We start from the raw sequence: 18370 nt of genomic DNA on the forward strand, positions 1-18370 counted from the left end.
TTTTATTTATTTGTTAATATTAATTCTAATTCTTTTTTCCAGTTTTGATATGCCTTTTCATATTCCTCTTTGTTTTTTAAAGGTAAAAAGGTCATTACGTGATCATTGGTTGTAATTGCTGAACCAAACTTTTCGAAGTCCCCATCAGTTAAACCTACAGCTCTGGCAGCTCCAACAGCTCCGGTAGTATTGTAAATTTCTATTTCGTGTCCGATTAATGTTGCAACTGTGTTAGAGAAAATTTCTGAACGGAATAAATTATCATTCCCGGCTCTGATTACATTGATTTTCGCATTATCATCTTTCAAGCATTCCATTCCATACACAAACGAAAACGCAATTGCTTCTAAAGATGCTCTGTATAAGTGAGCGTTGGTATGGATATTAAAATTCAGATTCAAAATATGAGATCCGATATTTTTATTGTTGAACATTCTTTCGGCACCATTTCCAAACGGAATAACAACTAATCCTTGTGAACCCACATTTACCTGAGATGCTTTTTCATTCATCTCTTCATATGACTCACTTCCTATGTTGTTACGCATCCATCTGTATTGGATTCCGGCTCCGTTTATATTCAGCAATTTTCCAACTCTCGGATTTGATTCAGCATAATTAACATGAACGAAGTTGTTCACACGAGTACTTTTACCAGAATTGGTTTCAGTAACAGCATAAAAAACACCAGATGTACCTCCTGTTGCCGCGACTTCTCCAGGACGCAATACATTAAGTGATAATGCATTGTTAGGCTGATCTCCTGCTCTGTAAACAATTGGAATTCCGGCAGGAAGACCTGATTCCTGTGAACCTTTTTCGGTAACTATGCCCTGATTTGTAAAATTTTCTACAATATTTGGCGTAAGTGATGGATCGATTTCGTAATAATCCAAAAGCCAGTCCGCTACTTTATTTTCTTTGTAATCCCAAAGCATTCCTTCAGACAACCCATTTTTAGTTGTTGTTACCTCGCCGGTTAATTTCAAAGCGATGTAATCTCCAGGAAGCATGTATTTAGCAATTTTACTGTAAACCTGAGGTTCATTTTCTTTAACCCATTTCAATTTTGAAGCAGTAAAATTCCCTGGCGAATTCAACAAATGTTCAGCACATTTTTCAGCTCCGATTTCAGTATAAGCTTTGTTTCCTATTTCAACAGCGCGGCTGTCACACCAGATGATAGAGTTACGCAGGGATTTGCCGTCTTTGTCTACAATAACCAGTCCGTGCATTTGATAAGAAATACCAATTCCCTGAATTTTAGAAGCGTCAATATTAGCTTCCTTTATTGCTCTTTTCGTTGCTGTACAAATGTATTGCCACCACATTTCGGGATCCTGTTCTGCCCAGTCTGGCTGTAATGACGAAATTTCCATTTCGTTTTGCGGCTCGTTTAATACAATTACTTTTTTTCCCGTTGCTGCTTCCACCAGGCCAACCTTGACCGAAGAGCTTCCGATATCATATCCTATATAATACATAATTTTATAATGATTCTCTTAATATTAAACTTGTTGGTACGTAACACTGAATTACTTCGTCATTTGTAATAAATGCTGCTGCTTTTGTTCCTATTTCTTTAAAATCAGTTGAAATAACTGAAATTCCTTTATAAATAAATTTTTTCATTGGCGTTTCATTATAAGACAAAAAGCCAACATCCTGACCAGGCTCGAATTCTTTCTCTTTGCATTGTTCTAAAAAATGACCTAAAATGCGGTCGCTGATACTTATATAAGCGACTCCTTTTTCAATACTAAACTTTTTCGAATCTGTAATGATTTCATTTTTAAAATTAAAATCGATACAGAATTTCTTAAAGCTCTCCAGTGTTTCTTTTGGATGATTCGTGTAATCCGGATAAACAAAACAGATGCTTTTATATTTTTTAAACAAATCAACTGCTTCTTTTAATGCACTGTAAAATGCTTTTCCAAAATCCTGAAAAACATAATTATTTTCTTTTTTCGAATGTATATTCCAGTCAATCAAAAGCAATTTATCATTCGAAATAGCGGATAAAATTGATGACACCTCTTTATCATCAAAATTCATTACTACATATTTATAATACTTTCCGACACTATTGTTGATAATCGTTTTAAAAACTTCAATATTATAATGATGAAATTGTACATCAGTAATAATATTATCAGGTAAATTATTCACAAATGAGTGATATAAAACCTCTTTATATGCTTTGAAAGTATCTAATACCAAAAGCACTTTTCTTGTTTCCCCTGAAACATAGTATCCCTTATTCGGAACAGAATCAATTATTTTCTGATCTTTTAAAATTGAATATGCTTTAAAAACAGTATCTCTTGACAACTGATTTTCTTTGCAAATGGCATTTACGGACGGAAGCAAATCCCCTTTCTGTAAAATGTTCTCTGCAATCGCATTATTTATGCCGTTAACCAATTGCTGGTATTTCGGAATATCACTATCATGATTAATTACAAATACAAACTTTTCCTGTTCTTCGTTTAGCATACTGTTCCGTTCTGTTCTGGTCTGCTAATTTAAATATTTTGTTTATTTAAAAAAAATATTTTCTGTATATTTTTTCTTTTAAAAAAAAGGACTATATCAAATAATCAATAAATTATAACAACTCAAAAGCATATTTCATTCTTATTTTCTAAAAATTTAAATATAAAATATGCTTTTAGTTGTACATGACTAGCTATAATTTGATTAGAATTATAAAATCAAATGCTTACATTTCTTTTCTGTATGGATCAATTGTATTTATCGAGCCATCTTCATTATAAGTAATTTCAGTTACTTTTATCGATCTCAAATGGGTTACCCCTTTTGAAAGACTTGAATCATGATAAAAAAGATACCATTTCCCATCCACTTCACAGATAGAATGATGTGAAGTCCAGCCAATTACAGGATTCAAAATCCTCCCCTGATACGTAAATGGGCCATATGGATTATCTCCAATTGCATAACAAATAAAGTGAGTATCACCAGTAGAATATGAAAAATAATACTTACCATTGTATTTGTGCATCCATGGACCTTCAAAGAAACGCTGCTCATTATTTCCGGCTAATAACACATCGCCATTTTTATCAAGGATTTTAATTTCTCTGGGAGACTCATTAAATTGAGTCATATCATCTGTAAGCATCCCTACTATTGGTCCTAATGCAGGCTCATTTTCACCCGGTTCTTCATTTACTTCAGAGAATTTATTGTTTCGGTATTTTTGAAGCTGGCCACCCCAAATTCCTCCAAAATAAAGATAAAATTTTCCATCTTCGTCTTCAAAAACTGCAGGATCAATTGAATAACTGCCCTTAATTGCTTCCGGTTCCGGAATAAATGGACCAGTGGGAGAATCGCTTATAGCAACTCCAATCTGGAAAATTCCATCGGCACGTTTGGCCGGAAAATACAAATAATATTTACCATTCTTACAGGCAGCATCAGGAGCCCACATTTGTTTCTGAGCCCATGGAACATCCTTCACATGCAATGCAACTCCATTGTCTATTACTTCAGAATCTATACTTTCCATAGAGAACACATGATAATCCTCCATACCAAAATGGTCACCGTTATCGTTAAAAGGAATACCGGCATCAATGTCGTGCGATGGATATATATATATTTTTCCGTTAAATACATGTGCCGAAGGATCGGCCGTGTACATATGTTTAACTAATGGTTCTGATATGGCAATTTTATTGATTACCTCAAAATTAATGTGTTCAATGCTATCCTCAGGCATAGTTTCTTTTGTTTTAAATGATAGTATAATTTTATAATCTTCGTTCTTTTAAATCAGCCTCGATCTGTACTTCCATTTTTTTGTCAATTTCATAGAAAAACAATAATCCTACACCAATTAAAAAAGGTATTGCCGGAAAAATGCTTACTAATAATTTAATACCATTAATGGCAATATCTGTTTGTTGTGCTGAATTTGGAACATAATCAAAATGTCCTAAAAGTGATGTTGTTAACGCGCCTCCAATACTTAATCCTGCTTTTAATCCCACCATCATTGCCGAAAATATAATCGCTGTTGCACGACGGTTATTTTTCCATTCAGAATAATCAGCTACATCTGCAATCATTGCCCAAAGCAATGGAATCGTAATTCCGTAGAAAAACCCATGAAAAATCTGAGAAAAAAACATTAGGCTCACTGAGGTTGGAGAAAAGAAATAAAAAGCAATAACAAATAAGGTAGAAATAAATAAAAAGAGTCTAAAAACATTTCTTTTACCATACTTGTCAGCAAATCTTTTTGACAATGTTATTCCGACTATCATAAAGATAATACCTCCTGCATTAAACAAACCAAATCCGGCAGAAATAGGATCATTCCCAAAAGTATTCAGCCCTATTACTGAAAGAAAATCTAAGATAGGCTGTATAAAACTGGCGAGTTCCTGTTTATTTACATAATTCTCAAAATAATACACATAAGAACCTCCTTTAATTGCCAGTGTTATAAAAACCAATAAAGTAAGCGCCAGCATAATAATCCATGGCTTATTTTTGGCTAAATCTAATAAGTCCTCTTTTACACTTGATTTTTGTTCTGGTTTTGGTACGATTCGTTCTTTAGTAGTTACAAAAGTTATTAGCAGCATGATAGTTCCAATTATTGCTAAAGCAGTCATTACTTTTTCGATACCAATTGCTTTATCACCATTGCCGGCACTTTTAATAATGCCAAGCATAAAAACCTGAACAAAAAACTGAGCAAACATCACAGCAACAAAACGATATGAAGACATACTGTTTCTCTCTCCCATATCTCCTGTTATAACACCGCTTAAAGCTGAATAAGGCAAATTATTAGCTGCATAAAACAATAAAAGAAATGAATAAGTCAGAATTGCATAAATTACTTTACCCTGATACGAAAAATCAGGTGTTGTAAACGCTAAAAGAGCAATAAAGCCTAAAGGAACAGATGTCCATAAAATCCAGGGACGAAATTTACCCCATTTTGTATGAGTCCTGTCAGCAAGTGCACCAATTATGGGATTAAATACAAAAGCTGCAATGAGCCCTACAATCAACATAATTATAGATGAATGTGTTGGTGATAATCCGTATATATCTGTATAAAAATAAGCCAGATATGTCATTAAGGTCTGAAAAACTAAGTTCGCTGCTAAATCACCCAGACTGTACCCTATTTTTTCTTTAATAGATAATTTTTGAGAAGATAAATTCATTATTTTAATTATGTGGTTATATTAGTTAGTTTAGTTTTGAATACAATATTAAATACTACTTTGCTATTTTAATTTGGCGCTAAAGTAATAATAAAAACAATCGGTTGTGTAAAATATTTTAAAAATATATTTTTATGACAAATTGTTATATAATAAACTTACAGGCAAAAAACTAAACATTACAATCGGTTGTATGAGTATTATGGGATTTTATCTTCTTAGTTAAATCTGAACATAATAAATAAATCATAGCTGTAAACTTCCCCCATTCTTAAATAAATTAAGATATTTTGCAATTAATATTTAGCAATATCATCTTGAGTCAAATACTCAATTTCAAATGCCTATGTCACTTTTAAAACTTGTAATTATATAAAGTAAGTATCTTAATTGTATAAATAAAAATCTATTTAGGAGTATAAATTTGATATACCAAAAATTCATTTTACACCTTTTTAGCATTTTTAATTTCTTTTACGATTAGTATAAATCATTTCAAATAATAAAATTTAATGTTTAGCTAAAACACGAAATTTTTCATCCTGATGTATTAATGATTAAATAATATAATTATGGATATCTATGCCATTTTACAAATTTTAATAGCCACAATTGCAGCAACATCTGCTATGACCCTGTTCAGCTATGCTGTATCAGCAAGTTTCAGGGAACTGTATAAAGAACCTGTACTTTTAACATTTCTCTTAAAGCAGCTAAAAATTGATGTTTCAGACAAAGGAAAAGCAATTTTAGCGTGGCTATTACATTATTTTATTGGATTTATATTTGTTTTTATATACCATCTTTTATGGTTTAATGACATTTTAAGTTTATCCATATTCAATGCATTTCTATTAGGAAGCATATGCGGAATTATTGGAATTGCAGGCTGGATGGTACTATTTAAATTAGCTGATTATAAGCCTGCTATTGATTTTAAAGGCTATTATATTCAGCTTTTCTTTGCCCACATCATTTTTGGTCTTGTAGCAGCATTGTTTTATTATCTCACTTTAACCATCATCTTAATCGCGAAGTCCAATGTCACTATCTAAATACAATCAGAAAAGAGATTTTAAGCAAACTAAGGAACCAAAGGGAAAGGTTGAAAAGTCTGAAAGCGAACTTATTTTTGTCGTACAAAAACATGCCGCTTCTCACCTCCATTATGATTTTAGACTTGAAATGAACGGAGTTTTAAAAAGCTGGGCTGTTCCTAAAGGACCGTCAATGAATCCCGATGACAAGCGTCTGGCTATGATGGTTGAAGATCATCCGTACAGCTATAAAGATTTTGAAGGTACCATTCCCGAAGGCAATTACGGAGCAGGAAATGTAATTGTTTGGGATAACGGAACTTATATTTATGACAAGAAAACAACGAGTCAGGAAAAAGCGATGTTGGCTGATCTCAAAAAAGGCCGTTTAAGTTTTATTTTAAAAGGCAAAAAACTTAAAGGAGAATTTTCTTTGGTAAAACTAAAAGGAAAACAGGAAAATGCCTGGCTGTTAATCAAAAAAAATGACAAATATGCAACGGATGCCGATATTTTAGAAAAAAATAAATCGATACTCTCCAAACGATCTTTGGAAGAACTGGAGAAAAAATCTAAAAAAGCTGTTCCTGCTGCCAAAAAAGAAACACCTTCAAAAAAAAAGAATGATTTGGCTGAAAAAGCAACTTTTGTTAAACCGATGTTAGCAAATATAAAAGAAAAAACTTTTAATGATCCCGACTGGATTTTTGAAAAAAAATACGACGGATATCGTACTATTGCTGTAATAAATCCTCCTGAAATAGAGTTATTCAGTCGCAATGAAATTTCTTTTAACCGCAATTTTAAAGCTGTGGCTCAAGATTTAAAAAAAATAGATCATACGGCTATCTTAGATGGTGAAGTGGTAGTTGAGGATGAATCAGGGAAAGCAAATTTTCAGTTACTTCAAAATTACCTAAAAACAGGTTCCGGAGAGTTGAAATATTATGTTTTTGATCTTTTGAATCTGGATGGAAATTCAATTACAGAATTATCGCTGGTTGACAGAAAAGAACTCCTGAAAATCCTTTTCAATAAATATAATTTTACAAATGTTTTTTATTCGGATCATATAATTGAAAACGGAATGGAATTATTTGATCTTGCCATTAAAAACAAAGAAGAAGGTATCGTCGCTAAAAAAGCTGACAGTACTTACCAGGTTAACAGGCGAACTAACGACTGGCTAAAAATAAAAGCATCAAATCAGGAAGAAGCGATTATCATTGGAATAACGGAACCTAAAAACTCACGGAAGTTTTTTGGAGCAATATTGCTAGGCCAATACTATGGTAAAAAATTGCATTTTATAGGGAAATGCGGAACAGGTTTTACAGAAGACACCCTAAAAGAATTATATAACAAACTAAAGCCATACTTCACTGATAATGCAACACTGACAGAAAAAACAGGATTACGTGACAAAATACAATGGGTTAAACCAAAAATAGTCTGCCAGGTTAAGTTTTCTGAATGGACACAAGACAAACACCTAAGGCATCCTGTATATCTAGGATTGCGAATAGACAAAAAAGCCAGCGAGGTTTTTACTCCTTACAATATTAAAAACCAGAATTTAGAACCAAAAGAAGAAGCTATGGAAACTGAAACCAAAAAAAATAAAACCAAAAATAAAATTGAAAACGATTATGATTTGAAAATTGGTAAAACGGTACTTCATTTAACCAATCAGAACAAAATATATTTTCCGAAAGACGGCATTAGTAAAGGAGATGTTGTCCAGTATTATAATGAAGTAGCCGATTTGATATTGCCATATCTTAAAAATCGTCCTGAATCGATGAACCGATATCCAAATGGGATTGATGCTCCAAGTTTCTATCAAAAAGATGTTGATACAGACAAAACACCTTCCTGGCTAAAAACTAAAAAAATCTTTTCTGAATCAAATAATGAAAATATTAACTATTTGATTTGCAACAACAAAGAAACACTTATTTATATGGCTAATTTAGGCTGTATCGAAATCAATCCATGGAATTCGACCATTCAAAATATCGAAAATCCCGACTGGCTCGTAATCGATATTGACCCCGATCAACAAGATTTTTCTGTTGTTGTCGAAACAGCTTTAGTTGTGAAAGATGTTATGGATGGACTAGAAACAGAATGTTATTGCAAAACTTCAGGTGCTTCGGGACTTCATGTTTACATTCCGCTTGGTGCGCAATACGATTATGATTCGGTAAAAATTTTAGGAGAACTAATTGCACAGCAAGTTCAATCGAGATTGCCGGAAACTACCTCTTTGGAACGCAGCATCAAAAAGAGAAACCATAAAATTTATATCGATTATCTACAGAACAGAATCGGTCAGACTTTAGCTGCGCCCTATTCTGTAAGACCCAAACCGGGTGCTACGGTTTCAACACCATTAGAATGGAGCGAAGTAAACAGCAAACTGCATCCTTCGCAATTTACAATTAAAAACGTATTAAAAAGATTTGAGAAAAAAGGTGATTTGTGGACTCCTGTTTTATCAAAAGGAGCCAATATTAAAAAGATTCTGAAAAAAATTGAAGACCAAAAAGATTAAGAAGATTTTTTCTTTTTGGTCTCTAAACTAGCTTTGAGCATATCAATTAAGCTATCACCCTGTTTATGAACTACTTTCAGTTTTGCAGGTTTTTTAGGTGCTTTTCCTTTAGCTTTCTTTTTGATGATATCTAAAAGCTTAGCAGTATATTCGTCTTTAAAATTGCTGATATCAAACTTTTCAGTCAACTGTTCAATCAATTTATTCGCCATATCAATTTCTTTGGTTTTTGCCTTAGAAACCGGCGGAAGTTTTAATTCATCCGTAGCACGAATTTCTTGTTCAAAACGGATTCGGTTTAAAACAATAACATTTTTATACGGTTTTAAAATAGCAAGACCTTCCTTGTTACGCATTACGAAACTTGTAATTCCAACTTTTCCTGAAGCAGCAAGTGCATCACGAAGCAAGGCATAGGCATTCATTGCACCTTTGTCAGGTTCAAGATAATAGGGCTGTTCATAATAAAGACTTGCAATCTCTTTCTCCTCAACAAAACTCTGAATATCAATCGTCTTTGTTTTAACAGCATCTGCAGCTTCAAAATCTGAATCTTCAAGTACTACATACTTATCGTCAATTTTATAGCCCTTTACAATATTAGAAAAATCAATTTCTTTACCTGTATTTTCATTTACCCGTTTAAATTTGATATTGGCATGATCTTTTTTATCGAGCATATCCATGTCAAGACTGCTCTCCTGAACCGCAGAAAATAATTTCACCGGAATATTAATTAATCCGAAACTAATTGAACCTGTCCATATTGATCTCATAATGAATAATTTTAAAGATGCCTTTTCAGGAATTAAATATTTCCTTCAACCCAATTCAGGGCTTTGTTAAATTCAGCTTTTTTAAAGCCACGAAATTCTCCCGGAACAACATAGCTGAAACCATTTGTAAATGAAATAATTTCTTCTGTATCTGTAACAATTGCTGCCCTGTTCCATTTTCCTAAATGTTTTAGTCCGATTAACGCATCTTGTAACCAGGCACCAGCAGTAAAGTTTCCGATATCGGTATCTAATACAAGCAAAAAATTAATTTCATTGATTCTTTTTACCAAATTATCTATAGCAGGGACAACAGTTGCCTGAAAATCATCTTTAGTTACTTCTGCGAGAGCCCTAAAAGCAACTATATTATCGGGTGTATCAATTATGTGTATCATGTTTATATTATTTAAATTTCACAAACAAATTTAAAATTACATTACAGATTTTTTTTACATTATATTATTCAAAGATTATAAAATATCTATACTTTTAGTCTTTGAGTTGATACAAAATCAATCTATATTTCGTTCTTAATCTTTTATTAATTTATACCCGATAAGGTATAATTAATAATAAAATTTATTTTCTATACCCTATAGGGTATAATTTAATAAAAATAATTATATTTATACCCGATAAGGTATATTAATTATGAAATTAAGTCAATTTATAAAAGAAAAGAGAAGTTCTACAAATCTTACCCAGCCAGAATTGGCTGAGAAAGCTGGGGTGGGGTTGCGTTTTATAAGGGATTTAGAACAAGGCAAAGATACTGTCCGCTTAGATAAAGTAAATCAGGTCTTGCAATTATTTGGTTATCAATTAGGCGCCGTGCCAATAAATTATAACGAAGATGATAAAGGCTGAAATAAAAATGCATGATAAAACTGCAGGATGGCTTTCTCAGGATGAAAATGGATACCATTTTTTTTATGACAGAGCTTATGTTGAAGGTACCCAACCTGAAGCAATAAGCCTGACATTACCTATTCAGAATGGTATTTACACCAGCAAAATTTTGTTTCCTTTTTTTGATGGACTAATTCCTGAAGGCTGGCTACTTGATATTGCCGAAAAAAACTGGAAATTAAATCCAAGGGATCGAATGGGTTTATTATTATCTTGCTGTAGAGATTGTATTGGAGCAGTTAGTGTTTATCCAATAAACAAAGAAGAAATATGAAACAGTGCTTATATTGTTATGAAAGTCTGGAGGAAAATGAAACAGATTTCCATTCTTCATGTAGTAAAAAAATCTTCGGTACAACTATCCCGCCGGAACTTCCCTATTCAGAAACACAAATAGAGGAACTCGCATTACAAATTGTCCAAAGTCAAATTGCTGTTACGGGAGTACAGCCAAAACTATCTTTAGACTTAACTTCAAATGCAAATCATAATCAGCCTAAAAAATTTACAATTGTTGGACTTTGGGGTGAATATATCCTTAAGCCTCCAACACCAAATTACATACAGTTACCTGAAATTGAAGATTTGACAATGCATTTAGCAGATGCTGCTAAAATTAAAGTAGTTCCGCATAGTTTAATAAAACTTAAATCAGGCAAGCTAGCCTACATAACTAAAAGAATCGATCGTAGTAAAAAAGAAAAGCTACATATGGAAGATATGTGCCAGTTAACTGAAAGGCTAACTGAAAACAAATACCATGGATCATATGAACAAATTGCAAAAGCTATTTTAAAATGTTCTGTTAATCCAGGTTTAGACGTTGTTAATTTTTTTGAACAAATCGTTTTTTCATTTCTTACTGGAAATGCAGATATGCATCTCAAAAATTTTTCTTTACTAAACCAGCCTAAAACAGGTTTTGTACTTTCTCCTGCTTATGACATGGTTGCTACTTCAATTGTCAATCCTGAAGATGATGAAGATATGGCTTTAACATTAAATGGTAAAAAGAAAAAAATAACAAAAAACGATTTCATGATTGCATTTGCAAACTTAAATCTGGAGAAAAAACAACAAGAAAATATTTTCAATAAGATGAAAAAGTCAAAAGAAAAGTGGTTTATTCTAATTGACAAAAGTTTTTTAAGTGAGGATTTCAAGAAAATTTATAAAGAATTAATTGAAATACGATTCAAAAGATTAGAATTATAAACAATCGGGCCTCCAGTTTTGGAGGCGCGATTGTTTTATAAAAATAATTAATGTTTACCCTTGCCATGAGAATGGTTGTGATCATTTTTAGGATTTCCTTTTCCTTTACCGTTTCCGTTGTTATGACCATGAGAATTATATCTTCCTTCAGACTTATAAATTTTATCTGGTTTTGGGCCTCTGTTTTTTTGAGGTTTTCCAACATATCCTTTTGGATAAGCTGCTCTGTGTTTAGAATGATAACTATAAGGTTTACTTCCTCTGTAATCTCTTAAAACCACTTTGTAGCCTGAATAGAAATCGTAATTTCTGTATCGGGCAGGTACTCTTCTTTCTCTAACCCAAACTCCATTATTAAAATAAATATACTGGCTTTGAGTTACATCATAATAAATATCAATATCAGGCAAATAATAATATCTGCTGTCATCATATCCTACTGGCCCCCAGTTTGGTGGTGTACCAATATTTACATTAACTGAAACCTGTGAATGTGCCAAGACACTCATAAAAAGTGCTAGGGCGAATACTATCTTTTTCATCTTTTTTGTTTTTAATTATTAACTTCATTTATAGCCTAATCTAAATTAATGCCAATATTTTAATTTATCAACTCCCTATATACGAAAGCACTAAAAAAGACGACGTACAGCGCTTTATAACCGATATAAAGACAAAAAAACGCCTCAGAATCGAGACGTTAATTTTATATTGAACTGTTTATTTCCATCCTCCACCCAAAGCCCTGTATAATTCAACTATGGCCTGAAGTCTTTGCAAATTATCATTTACGCCGCTTAATTGTGCTGACAGAAGATTTTGTTCAGAAGTTAATACATCAGTATAATTGGTTGCAGAACTATATTCTAAGAGTTGACGGGTGTAATCGACTGCTTTCTCTAAATTTTCGATTTGTCTGGCTCTTGATTCGAGTTTGTCTGTCGCCATTTGGTAGGTATACAAAGAATTAGATACTTCCTGACCTGCTACCAATAAGCTTTGTTGGAAATTATTATAAGCTTGTAATTGTTTTGATTGTGCAGTTGTCAGTCTGGCTTTGTTTTGCCCCTGATTGAAAAGTGGCTGCGTCAATCCTCCTATAATGGAATAAAATATTGAACGGTCAAAGAAGTCCTTTAACTGTAAACTAGAAAGTCCGCCACTGGCTGTCAGCGTAAGGCTTGGATAGAAATAGGTACGTGCCAGGTTGGTACTTTCGAAAGCAGCTCTGAAATTGAATTCGGCCTGACGCACATCCGGACGGTTTTGAAGCAGTTGTGATGATAAACCTGTTTTAATATTCTCAGGCATTGGCTGATCATCTAAAATCCCTCTTTCAATTGGTCCGGGCGCTTGTGCAATTAAAATATTCAAAGCATTTTCGGTTTCTCGTATTCTTTGTTTTAAATCCGGTATTGAAACTTCGGCAGCGTAACGGTTTGCCTCACTTTGTACTACAGCTGCACCGGTTACGATTGCTCCTTCTTTTAATAGTTTTATTGTTTCAACATTTTCAATACGGCTTTCCAGCGTTTTCTGTGTGATAGACAGTTGTTTATCATAAGCCATCAATAGAAAATAATTGTTGGCAATATCCGAAATCAATTGTGTCTGAACGGCTTGTTTTGCTGCATCAGTCGCCAGATAAGAGGCTAAAGCTGCTCTTTTTGAGCTGCTTAATTTCCCCCAGATATCTGCTTCCCAGGAAGTGTTTAAACCTAATTTATAGGTTGTAGTTAAGGTATTAATATTTATTCCGGGTGGAAAGTTAAGTCCCGCTTCTGATTGTTTGTTGCGGGTAACACTGGCATCAAGATTTAAATTGGGATAATACGCCAATTTGCTTTGGCGCAAAGCAGCACGGGCCTGAACAATATTTTCGATAGCATTTTTCAGGTTGAGATTCTGGTCGATTCCTTTCTGAATTAAAGCAGAAAGTTTTGGATCTTTAAAAACACTTTGCCACGGCATATTTGCCATTGTCGTCGAATCTGCCGAAGTTTCATCACGAAAGAGCTTTTCTGTCGAGACAGTTGCCGGACGTTCGTATTTTTTAACTGCACACGCACTCAAAAGTACCGTCGCAGCCAATAAAAAAATATATTTATTTGAACTATGAGTCATTTCTTCTTAATTAAATTATTCTTTGTGCGCTTCAAGTAAATGAATTTCGTCTTCATCGTTTTCATCATCATAACCATCTTTTGCTGGTCCGCTGATTTTTTCCTGTAAAGTCTGGAAGATGATAAACAAAACCGGAATAACAAATACTCCCAAAATAGTTCCGATTAACATTCCGCCAACAGCTCCGGTACCAATTGATTTATTCCCGACCGCACCTGCACCTGAAGCAAACATCAACGGAACAAGTCCGAGGATAAATGCAAATGAAGTCATCAAAATTGGACGCAAACGTGCTACAGCACCTTCAATTGCCGCCTGAACAATTGGTAACCCTTTTCTCCTTCTGTCTAAAGCAAATTCGACAATCAAAATACCGTTCTTTGCTAAAAGTCCGATTAGCATGATTAAGGAAATCTGCAGGTAAATGTTACTGTTCAGTTTGAATATAATCGAAAACAAATACGCTCCTGCCAGTCCAAACGGAATAGAGAATAAAACGGCAAACGGCAAAATATAACTTTCGTATTGTGCACTCAATAAAAAGTAAACAAAGACCAGACATAAAATAAAGATAAAAATGGTTTCACTTCCTGAGGCTAATTCCTCACGCGTTAATCCTGAAAATTCGTAGCCATAACCTGCTGGAAGATTCTCTGCAGCTACTTCCTGGATAGCCTTAATTGCATCTCCGGAACTAAATCCTGGATTTGGAGCACCTGTAATCGAAATTGACGTGAACAAGTTAAATCTCGAAATAGATTCTGGTCCGAAAACCCTGGTCATTTTTACAAATTCGGTAATTGGCGCCATGTTGCCTGAACTGTTTCGGACAAAAATTTTATTTAATCCTTGAGTATTCGTCCTAAACTCTGGCGATGCCTGTATCATGACACGGTATTGTTTTCCAAACTTATTAAAATTCGAAGCATACAAGCCACCATAATAACCTTGCATCGTAGACAAAATTGAATTTACAGAAACTCCCGCATCTTTGGCTTTTGCAAGATTAATATCCATCATATACTGAGGAAAACCCGGATTAAAAGGGGTTGTTGCATATTGGATTTCAGGACGTTTTGACAATTTTTCTAAAAAATCGGTATTGACTTTAAAGAATTCAGCTGTGGTATGACCTCCTTTGTCCTGCAACTGAAACTCGAATCCGCCACTTTGTCCAAATCCCTGAATGGTTGGGGGGGAAATAAAGAAAATATTGGCTTCACGAATCCCGCTTGTTTTGGCAAAAAGCTGTCCGATTACATCATTAACACTTAAATCACGTTTGTCCCAGGTTTCCAGTTTTACAATAACCATACTGTAGGCACTACCTGCTCCTGCTGTAAAGTTCTGCCCCACGATGCGAAGTGTATTTTTGACCCCCGGAATGGTATTGGCAATACTGTCAACTTGTTTGGCAATTTTATCAGAACGCTCCATAGATGCTGATGGCGGTAAACTGATATTCGCAAAAACTGTCCCCTGATCTTCCGCAGGTACGAAAGCTGAAGGAGTTGTTTTCATCATATAAAACAATCCTGCACCGGCTATAAGAATAGAGGCCAGAACAATCCATTTTTCTACTGAAAGAAACTGAACGGAACGTTTGTATCTGCCAGTTACATTGTCAAATGCAACGTTAAAAGCAGTATAAAATCTTTGTAAATAACTTTTATGCTTATGATCATCTGCATGAGGTTTTAATAATAATGCACATAAAGCAGGACTTAAAGTCAAAGCATTTACTGCAGAAAGAATAATGGCAACTGCTAATGTAATACCAAATTGTTTATAAAAAACTCCGGTAGAACCTGTAATAAATGTAACCGGAATAAATACAGCAGCCATTACAAGAGTAATCGAAATAATGGCTCCTGAAATTTCATCCATTGCATCAATCGTAGCTTTTTTAGCCGATTTATAACCATGGTCAAGTTTGGCATGTACGGCCTCGACGACGACAATCGCATCATCGACCACAATACCAATAGCCAGCACCATCGCAAAAAGTGTCAATAAGTTAATCGTAAATCCGAAAAGACTCAGGAAGAAAAACGTTCCCACAATCGCCACGGGAACCGCAATTGCCGGAATTAGCGTAGATCTGAAATCCTGAAGGAAAATAAATACTACGATAAAAACCAGAATAAAAGCTTCAATCAAGGTATGGATTACTTTTTCGATAGAAGCATCCAGATTTTCATTAACGTCCACCAAAAGCGTATATTTTACTCCTTTCGGGAAGCTTTTTGCTGCTTCTTCAATTAGTTTTTTGGAATTATTGATTACGTCACGGGCATTAGATCCTGGAGTCTGGCTGATTGCCATCGCTGCAGATTCTACACCGTTTGTTTTAATCGTTGAAGCATAACTTAAAGAGCCTAATTCAACTTTGGCAACATCTTTCAATCGAAGCATTTGCCCATTGCCAACGGATTTGATCACAATATCTTCAAACTCTTTTGGACTGGTCAGACGACCTTTGTATTTGATTACATATTGAAAAGCCTGATTACCGTTTTCACCAAATTTACCCGGAGCGGCTTCAATATTCTGTTCTGCCAAAGCTGCTGAAATATCACTTGGAATCAGTTTGTATTGCTGCATGATATCTGGTTTCAGCCAGATTCTCATCGAGTAATCTTTGGCACCAAAAACCGTTACATCCCCCACCCCAACTACACGCTGGATTTGAGGAACAAGATTAATCTTTGCATAATTTTGAAGAAAGGTCTGATCATACGTTTTATCGTCACTATACAACGAAAAAATCAACAAATTACTACTTTGACTTTTCGTAACTGTTACACCTGCCTGAGTTACCTCTACGGGTAATAAACTCGTTGCTCTTGAAACCCTGTTCTGAACGTTTACCGCTGCTAAATCAGGATTTGTCCCTACTTTGAAGTATATTTTGATAGAAGCATTTCCGTCATTGGTTGCTGTAGAAGTCATGTAAGTCATGTTTTCTACACCATTGATTTGTTCTTCTAACGGAATAACAATACTTTTCAAAACCACATCAGCATTAGCTCCTGTATAACTTGCCGATACGTTTACTGTAGGAGGGGCAATATCCGGATATTGAGAAATAGGCAGCTCCACAAGACCTAAAACCCCCAAAATGACAATAATAACCGATATTACGGTAGAAAGTACCGGTCTTTGTATAAATATTTTAAACATCTTTTTTTATTTTAAGTCGGCATAAACCGTTTCTGCACTCACATTATTTGCTTTAATCTCAGTTCCTTCTTTAAGTGAGGCAACTCCTTCTAGCACAATCTGATCGCCAGGTTTTAAACCGCTTGTTATTACATAATAATTACCGGCTGTATTTTCAAGTTTGGTAATATTCACGTTTTTCGTTTTTCTGTCTTTTCCCACAGTAACAGCAAAAATCTTATCCTGAAGTTCGAATGTAGCACTCTGAGGAACAATTATTCCTTCTTTAATAACATTTGGAATTCGCACTGTCGTACTGCTTCCGCTTCTGATAATCCCTTTTGGATTTGGAAAACGTGCTCTTATATTTACTGTACCTGTTTCGGTATTAATTAATCCGTTTACGGTTTCAATCCTTCCTTTTTCGTCATAAGTAGTGCCATCAGAAAGCACTAAAGAAACTTCAGGCATTTTTTTGATTTTTTGTGCTAATGGAGCTCCTGAATCCTCTTGGGTAAAGTTCAAAAGAATTTTTTCATTCAAAGCAAAATAAGCATATACATTCCCTATGCTTGAAACCGTTGTCATTGGCTCCGCTGTTGCTGAACTTACGAGGCTTCCTAAACGAAAAGGTATTGAACCTACAACACCACTCACCGGACTTGTAACGGTTGTATATCCTAAATTAACTTTGGCATTAACCAAAGCTGCATTTGCCTGAGCTAAACTGGCCATTGCAGACTCATAGTTATATTGTGCAGATTCAAGTTCATATTTACTGATAATTCCTTTTTCAACTAAAGGCTTTACCTTATTTACGGCCAATTTTGCTGTACTTACTTCTGCCTGGGCACTTTTTACACTTGCAGAAGCCGTACGGACCTGCTGTTCATATTCCGGTGCACTAATTTTAAATAAAGCCTGGCCTGCTTTAACAACAGCACCTTCATCTACAAATATTTTATCGATGTAACCTTCAACTCTTGGCCGGATTTCAATATTTTGTTGTCCCTGAATACTGGCCGGGAAATCTGTATATAATGTTGCTGATTCTGGCTGTAAAGTCATCGTTTTATATTCTTTAACTTGCGGTGCTCCTCCTCCCTGAGCTGACTTATCATCTTTTTTACCGCATGATGCGATAACTACTGATGCTATGAGAATGCTTAAAAATGATTGCTTGTTCATTGTAATAAATGTGAAATTATCGATTATAGACTGGTAAAATTAAATAAAATAAAAGGTACGAAAATTTTTCAATAGACGAAGACCTGTGTACAATCGATAGAGATAAGCTTACACCCGATGGATGTTTTCAAAGAATTAAACAAGTGTTTAATTTTTTCTCATCGGCTCTAAAATGCTTTTTAA

At 34.3% G+C, this 18370-nt stretch carries 15 protein-coding genes; 5 read left to right on the forward strand and 10 right to left on the reverse strand.

Annotated features, from left to right (window positions below):
• Nucleotides 1-2 precede the first annotated feature (2 nt).
• The 4 genes from K8B81_RS01760 to K8B81_RS01775 form a co-directional block, all read right to left on the reverse strand.
• Nucleotides 3-1484 carry a xylulokinase gene (locus K8B81_RS01760; protein WP_223678423.1) on the reverse strand — a complete coding sequence of 494 codons (1482 nt, stop codon included), beginning with the start codon at nt 1482-1484 and terminating at the stop codon, nt 3-5.
• Nucleotides 1485-1488: 4 nt separating this feature from the next.
• On the reverse strand, nt 1489-2499 hold the full coding sequence (locus tag K8B81_RS01765) for a GntR family transcriptional regulator (protein WP_223678432.1): 1011 nt from the start codon (nt 2497-2499) through the stop codon (nt 1489-1491).
• Between the two features lie 226 nt (nt 2500-2725).
• Nucleotides 2726-3751: a glycoside hydrolase family 43 protein gene (locus tag K8B81_RS01770; RefSeq protein WP_223678434.1), complete on the reverse strand. Its 1026-nt coding sequence runs from the start codon at nt 3749-3751 to the stop codon at nt 2726-2728.
• 31 nt (nt 3752-3782) lie between these two features.
• Nucleotides 3783-5216: an MFS transporter gene (locus tag K8B81_RS01775; RefSeq protein WP_223678436.1), complete on the reverse strand. Its 1434-nt coding sequence runs from the start codon at nt 5214-5216 to the stop codon at nt 3783-3785.
• 572 nt (nt 5217-5788) lie between these two features.
• Between K8B81_RS01775 and K8B81_RS01780 the strand changes: the two genes are divergently transcribed.
• Both K8B81_RS01780 and ligD read left to right on the forward strand, forming a co-directional pair.
• Nucleotides 5789-6271: a hypothetical protein gene (locus K8B81_RS01780; protein WP_223678438.1), complete on the forward strand. Its 483-nt coding sequence runs from the start codon at nt 5789-5791 to the stop codon at nt 6269-6271.
• On the forward strand, nt 6258-8810 hold the full coding sequence (gene ligD, locus K8B81_RS01785) for a DNA ligase D (RefSeq protein ID WP_223678441.1): 2553 nt from the start codon (nt 6258-6260) through the stop codon (nt 8808-8810). The genes K8B81_RS01780 and ligD overlap by 14 nt, the downstream gene beginning before the upstream one ends.
• Here the strand turns inward: ligD and ku are convergent.
• A complete protein-coding gene (ku, locus tag K8B81_RS01790; RefSeq protein ID WP_223678443.1) occupies nt 8807-9586 on the reverse strand; it encodes a non-homologous end joining protein Ku in 780 nt (259 codons plus the stop codon). The genes ligD and ku overlap by 4 nt on opposite strands.
• 32 nt (nt 9587-9618) lie before the next feature.
• Nucleotides 9619-9984 carry a SpoIIAA family protein gene (locus K8B81_RS01795; protein WP_223678446.1) on the reverse strand — a complete coding sequence of 122 codons (366 nt, stop codon included), beginning with the start codon at nt 9982-9984 and terminating at the stop codon, nt 9619-9621.
• 253 nt (nt 9985-10237) lie between these two features.
• On the opposite strand from K8B81_RS01795, the gene K8B81_RS01800 reads away from it, so the two are divergent.
• Genes K8B81_RS01800 through K8B81_RS01810 form a run of 3 tightly spaced genes read left to right on the forward strand, consistent with a single transcriptional unit; the run spans nt 10238 to nt 11713 of the window.
• Complete coding sequence (locus K8B81_RS01800; RefSeq protein ID WP_394370712.1) at nt 10238-10456, forward strand: helix-turn-helix transcriptional regulator; 219 nt, start codon at nt 10238-10240, stop codon at nt 10454-10456.
• The gene (locus K8B81_RS01805) at nt 10443-10772 is read left to right on the forward strand and encodes a HipA N-terminal domain-containing protein (RefSeq protein ID WP_223678450.1); all 330 of its coding nucleotides are present in this window, start codon (nt 10443-10445) and stop codon (nt 10770-10772) included. Before K8B81_RS01800 ends, K8B81_RS01805 begins: the two co-directional genes overlap by 14 nt.
• A complete protein-coding gene (locus tag K8B81_RS01810; protein WP_223678452.1) occupies nt 10769-11713 on the forward strand; it encodes a HipA domain-containing protein in 945 nt (314 codons plus the stop codon). The genes K8B81_RS01805 and K8B81_RS01810 overlap by 4 nt, the downstream gene beginning before the upstream one ends.
• Before the next feature lie 47 nt (nt 11714-11760).
• Here K8B81_RS01810 and K8B81_RS01815 read toward each other — a convergent pair whose 3' ends face one another.
• The 4 genes from K8B81_RS01815 to K8B81_RS01830 all read right to left on the reverse strand — a co-directional run bounded on the left by K8B81_RS01815 (nt 11761) and on the right by K8B81_RS01830 (nt 18187).
• Complete coding sequence (locus tag K8B81_RS01815; RefSeq protein WP_223678454.1) at nt 11761-12255, reverse strand: hypothetical protein; 495 nt, start codon at nt 12253-12255, stop codon at nt 11761-11763.
• A 178-nt stretch (nt 12256-12433) separates the two neighbouring features.
• The gene (locus K8B81_RS01820; RefSeq protein ID WP_223678456.1) at nt 12434-13837 is read right to left on the reverse strand and encodes an efflux transporter outer membrane subunit; all 1404 of its coding nucleotides are present in this window, start codon (nt 13835-13837) and stop codon (nt 12434-12436) included.
• Nucleotides 13838-13852: 15 nt separating this feature from the next.
• Complete coding sequence (locus K8B81_RS01825) at nt 13853-17020, reverse strand: efflux RND transporter permease subunit (RefSeq protein WP_223678458.1); 3168 nt, start codon at nt 17018-17020, stop codon at nt 13853-13855.
• A gap of 6 nt (nt 17021-17026) precedes the next feature.
• Complete coding sequence (locus K8B81_RS01830; RefSeq protein ID WP_223678459.1) at nt 17027-18187, reverse strand: efflux RND transporter periplasmic adaptor subunit; 1161 nt, start codon at nt 18185-18187, stop codon at nt 17027-17029.
• Nucleotides 18188-18370 lie beyond the last annotated feature (183 nt).

It is taken from the genome of Flavobacterium hibisci, from assembly GCF_020026925.1.
Taxonomy (GTDB): Bacteria; Bacteroidota; Bacteroidia; order Flavobacteriales; family Flavobacteriaceae; genus Flavobacterium; species Flavobacterium hibisci.

Bases quoted from the DNA above. Each gene is read 5' to 3' on its own strand.
- K8B81_RS01760 (WP_223678423.1), bottom strand. From the start codon at position 1,484: ATGTATTATATAGGATATGATATCGGAAGCTCTTCGGTCAAGGTTGGC.
- K8B81_RS01765 (WP_223678432.1), bottom strand. From the start codon at position 2,499: ATGCTAAACGAAGAACAGGAAAAGTTTGTATTTGTAATTAATCATGAT.
- K8B81_RS01770 (WP_223678434.1), bottom strand. From the start codon at position 3,751: ATGCCTGAGGATAGCATTGAACACATTAATTTTGAGGTAATCAATAAA.
- K8B81_RS01775 (WP_223678436.1), bottom strand. From the start codon at position 5,216: ATGAATTTATCTTCTCAAAAATTATCTATTAAAGAAAAAATAGGGTAC.
- K8B81_RS01780 (WP_223678438.1), top strand. From the start codon at position 5,789: ATGGATATCTATGCCATTTTACAAATTTTAATAGCCACAATTGCAGCA.
- ligD (WP_223678441.1), top strand. From the start codon at position 6,258: ATGTCACTATCTAAATACAATCAGAAAAGAGATTTTAAGCAAACTAAG.
- ku (WP_223678443.1), bottom strand. From the start codon at position 9,586: ATGAGATCAATATGGACAGGTTCAATTAGTTTCGGATTAATTAATATT.
- K8B81_RS01795 (WP_223678446.1), bottom strand. From the start codon at position 9,984: ATGATACACATAATTGATACACCCGATAATATAGTTGCTTTTAGGGCT.
- K8B81_RS01805 (WP_223678450.1), top strand. From the start codon at position 10,443: ATGATAAAGGCTGAAATAAAAATGCATGATAAAACTGCAGGATGGCTT.
- K8B81_RS01810 (WP_223678452.1), top strand. From the start codon at position 10,769: ATGAAACAGTGCTTATATTGTTATGAAAGTCTGGAGGAAAATGAAACA.
- K8B81_RS01815 (WP_223678454.1), bottom strand. From the start codon at position 12,255: ATGAAAAAGATAGTATTCGCCCTAGCACTTTTTATGAGTGTCTTGGCA.
- K8B81_RS01820 (WP_223678456.1), bottom strand. From the start codon at position 13,837: ATGACTCATAGTTCAAATAAATATATTTTTTTATTGGCTGCGACGGTA.
- K8B81_RS01825 (WP_223678458.1), bottom strand. From the start codon at position 17,020: ATGTTTAAAATATTTATACAAAGACCGGTACTTTCTACCGTAATATCG.
- K8B81_RS01830 (WP_223678459.1), bottom strand. From the start codon at position 18,187: ATGAACAAGCAATCATTTTTAAGCATTCTCATAGCATCAGTAGTTATC.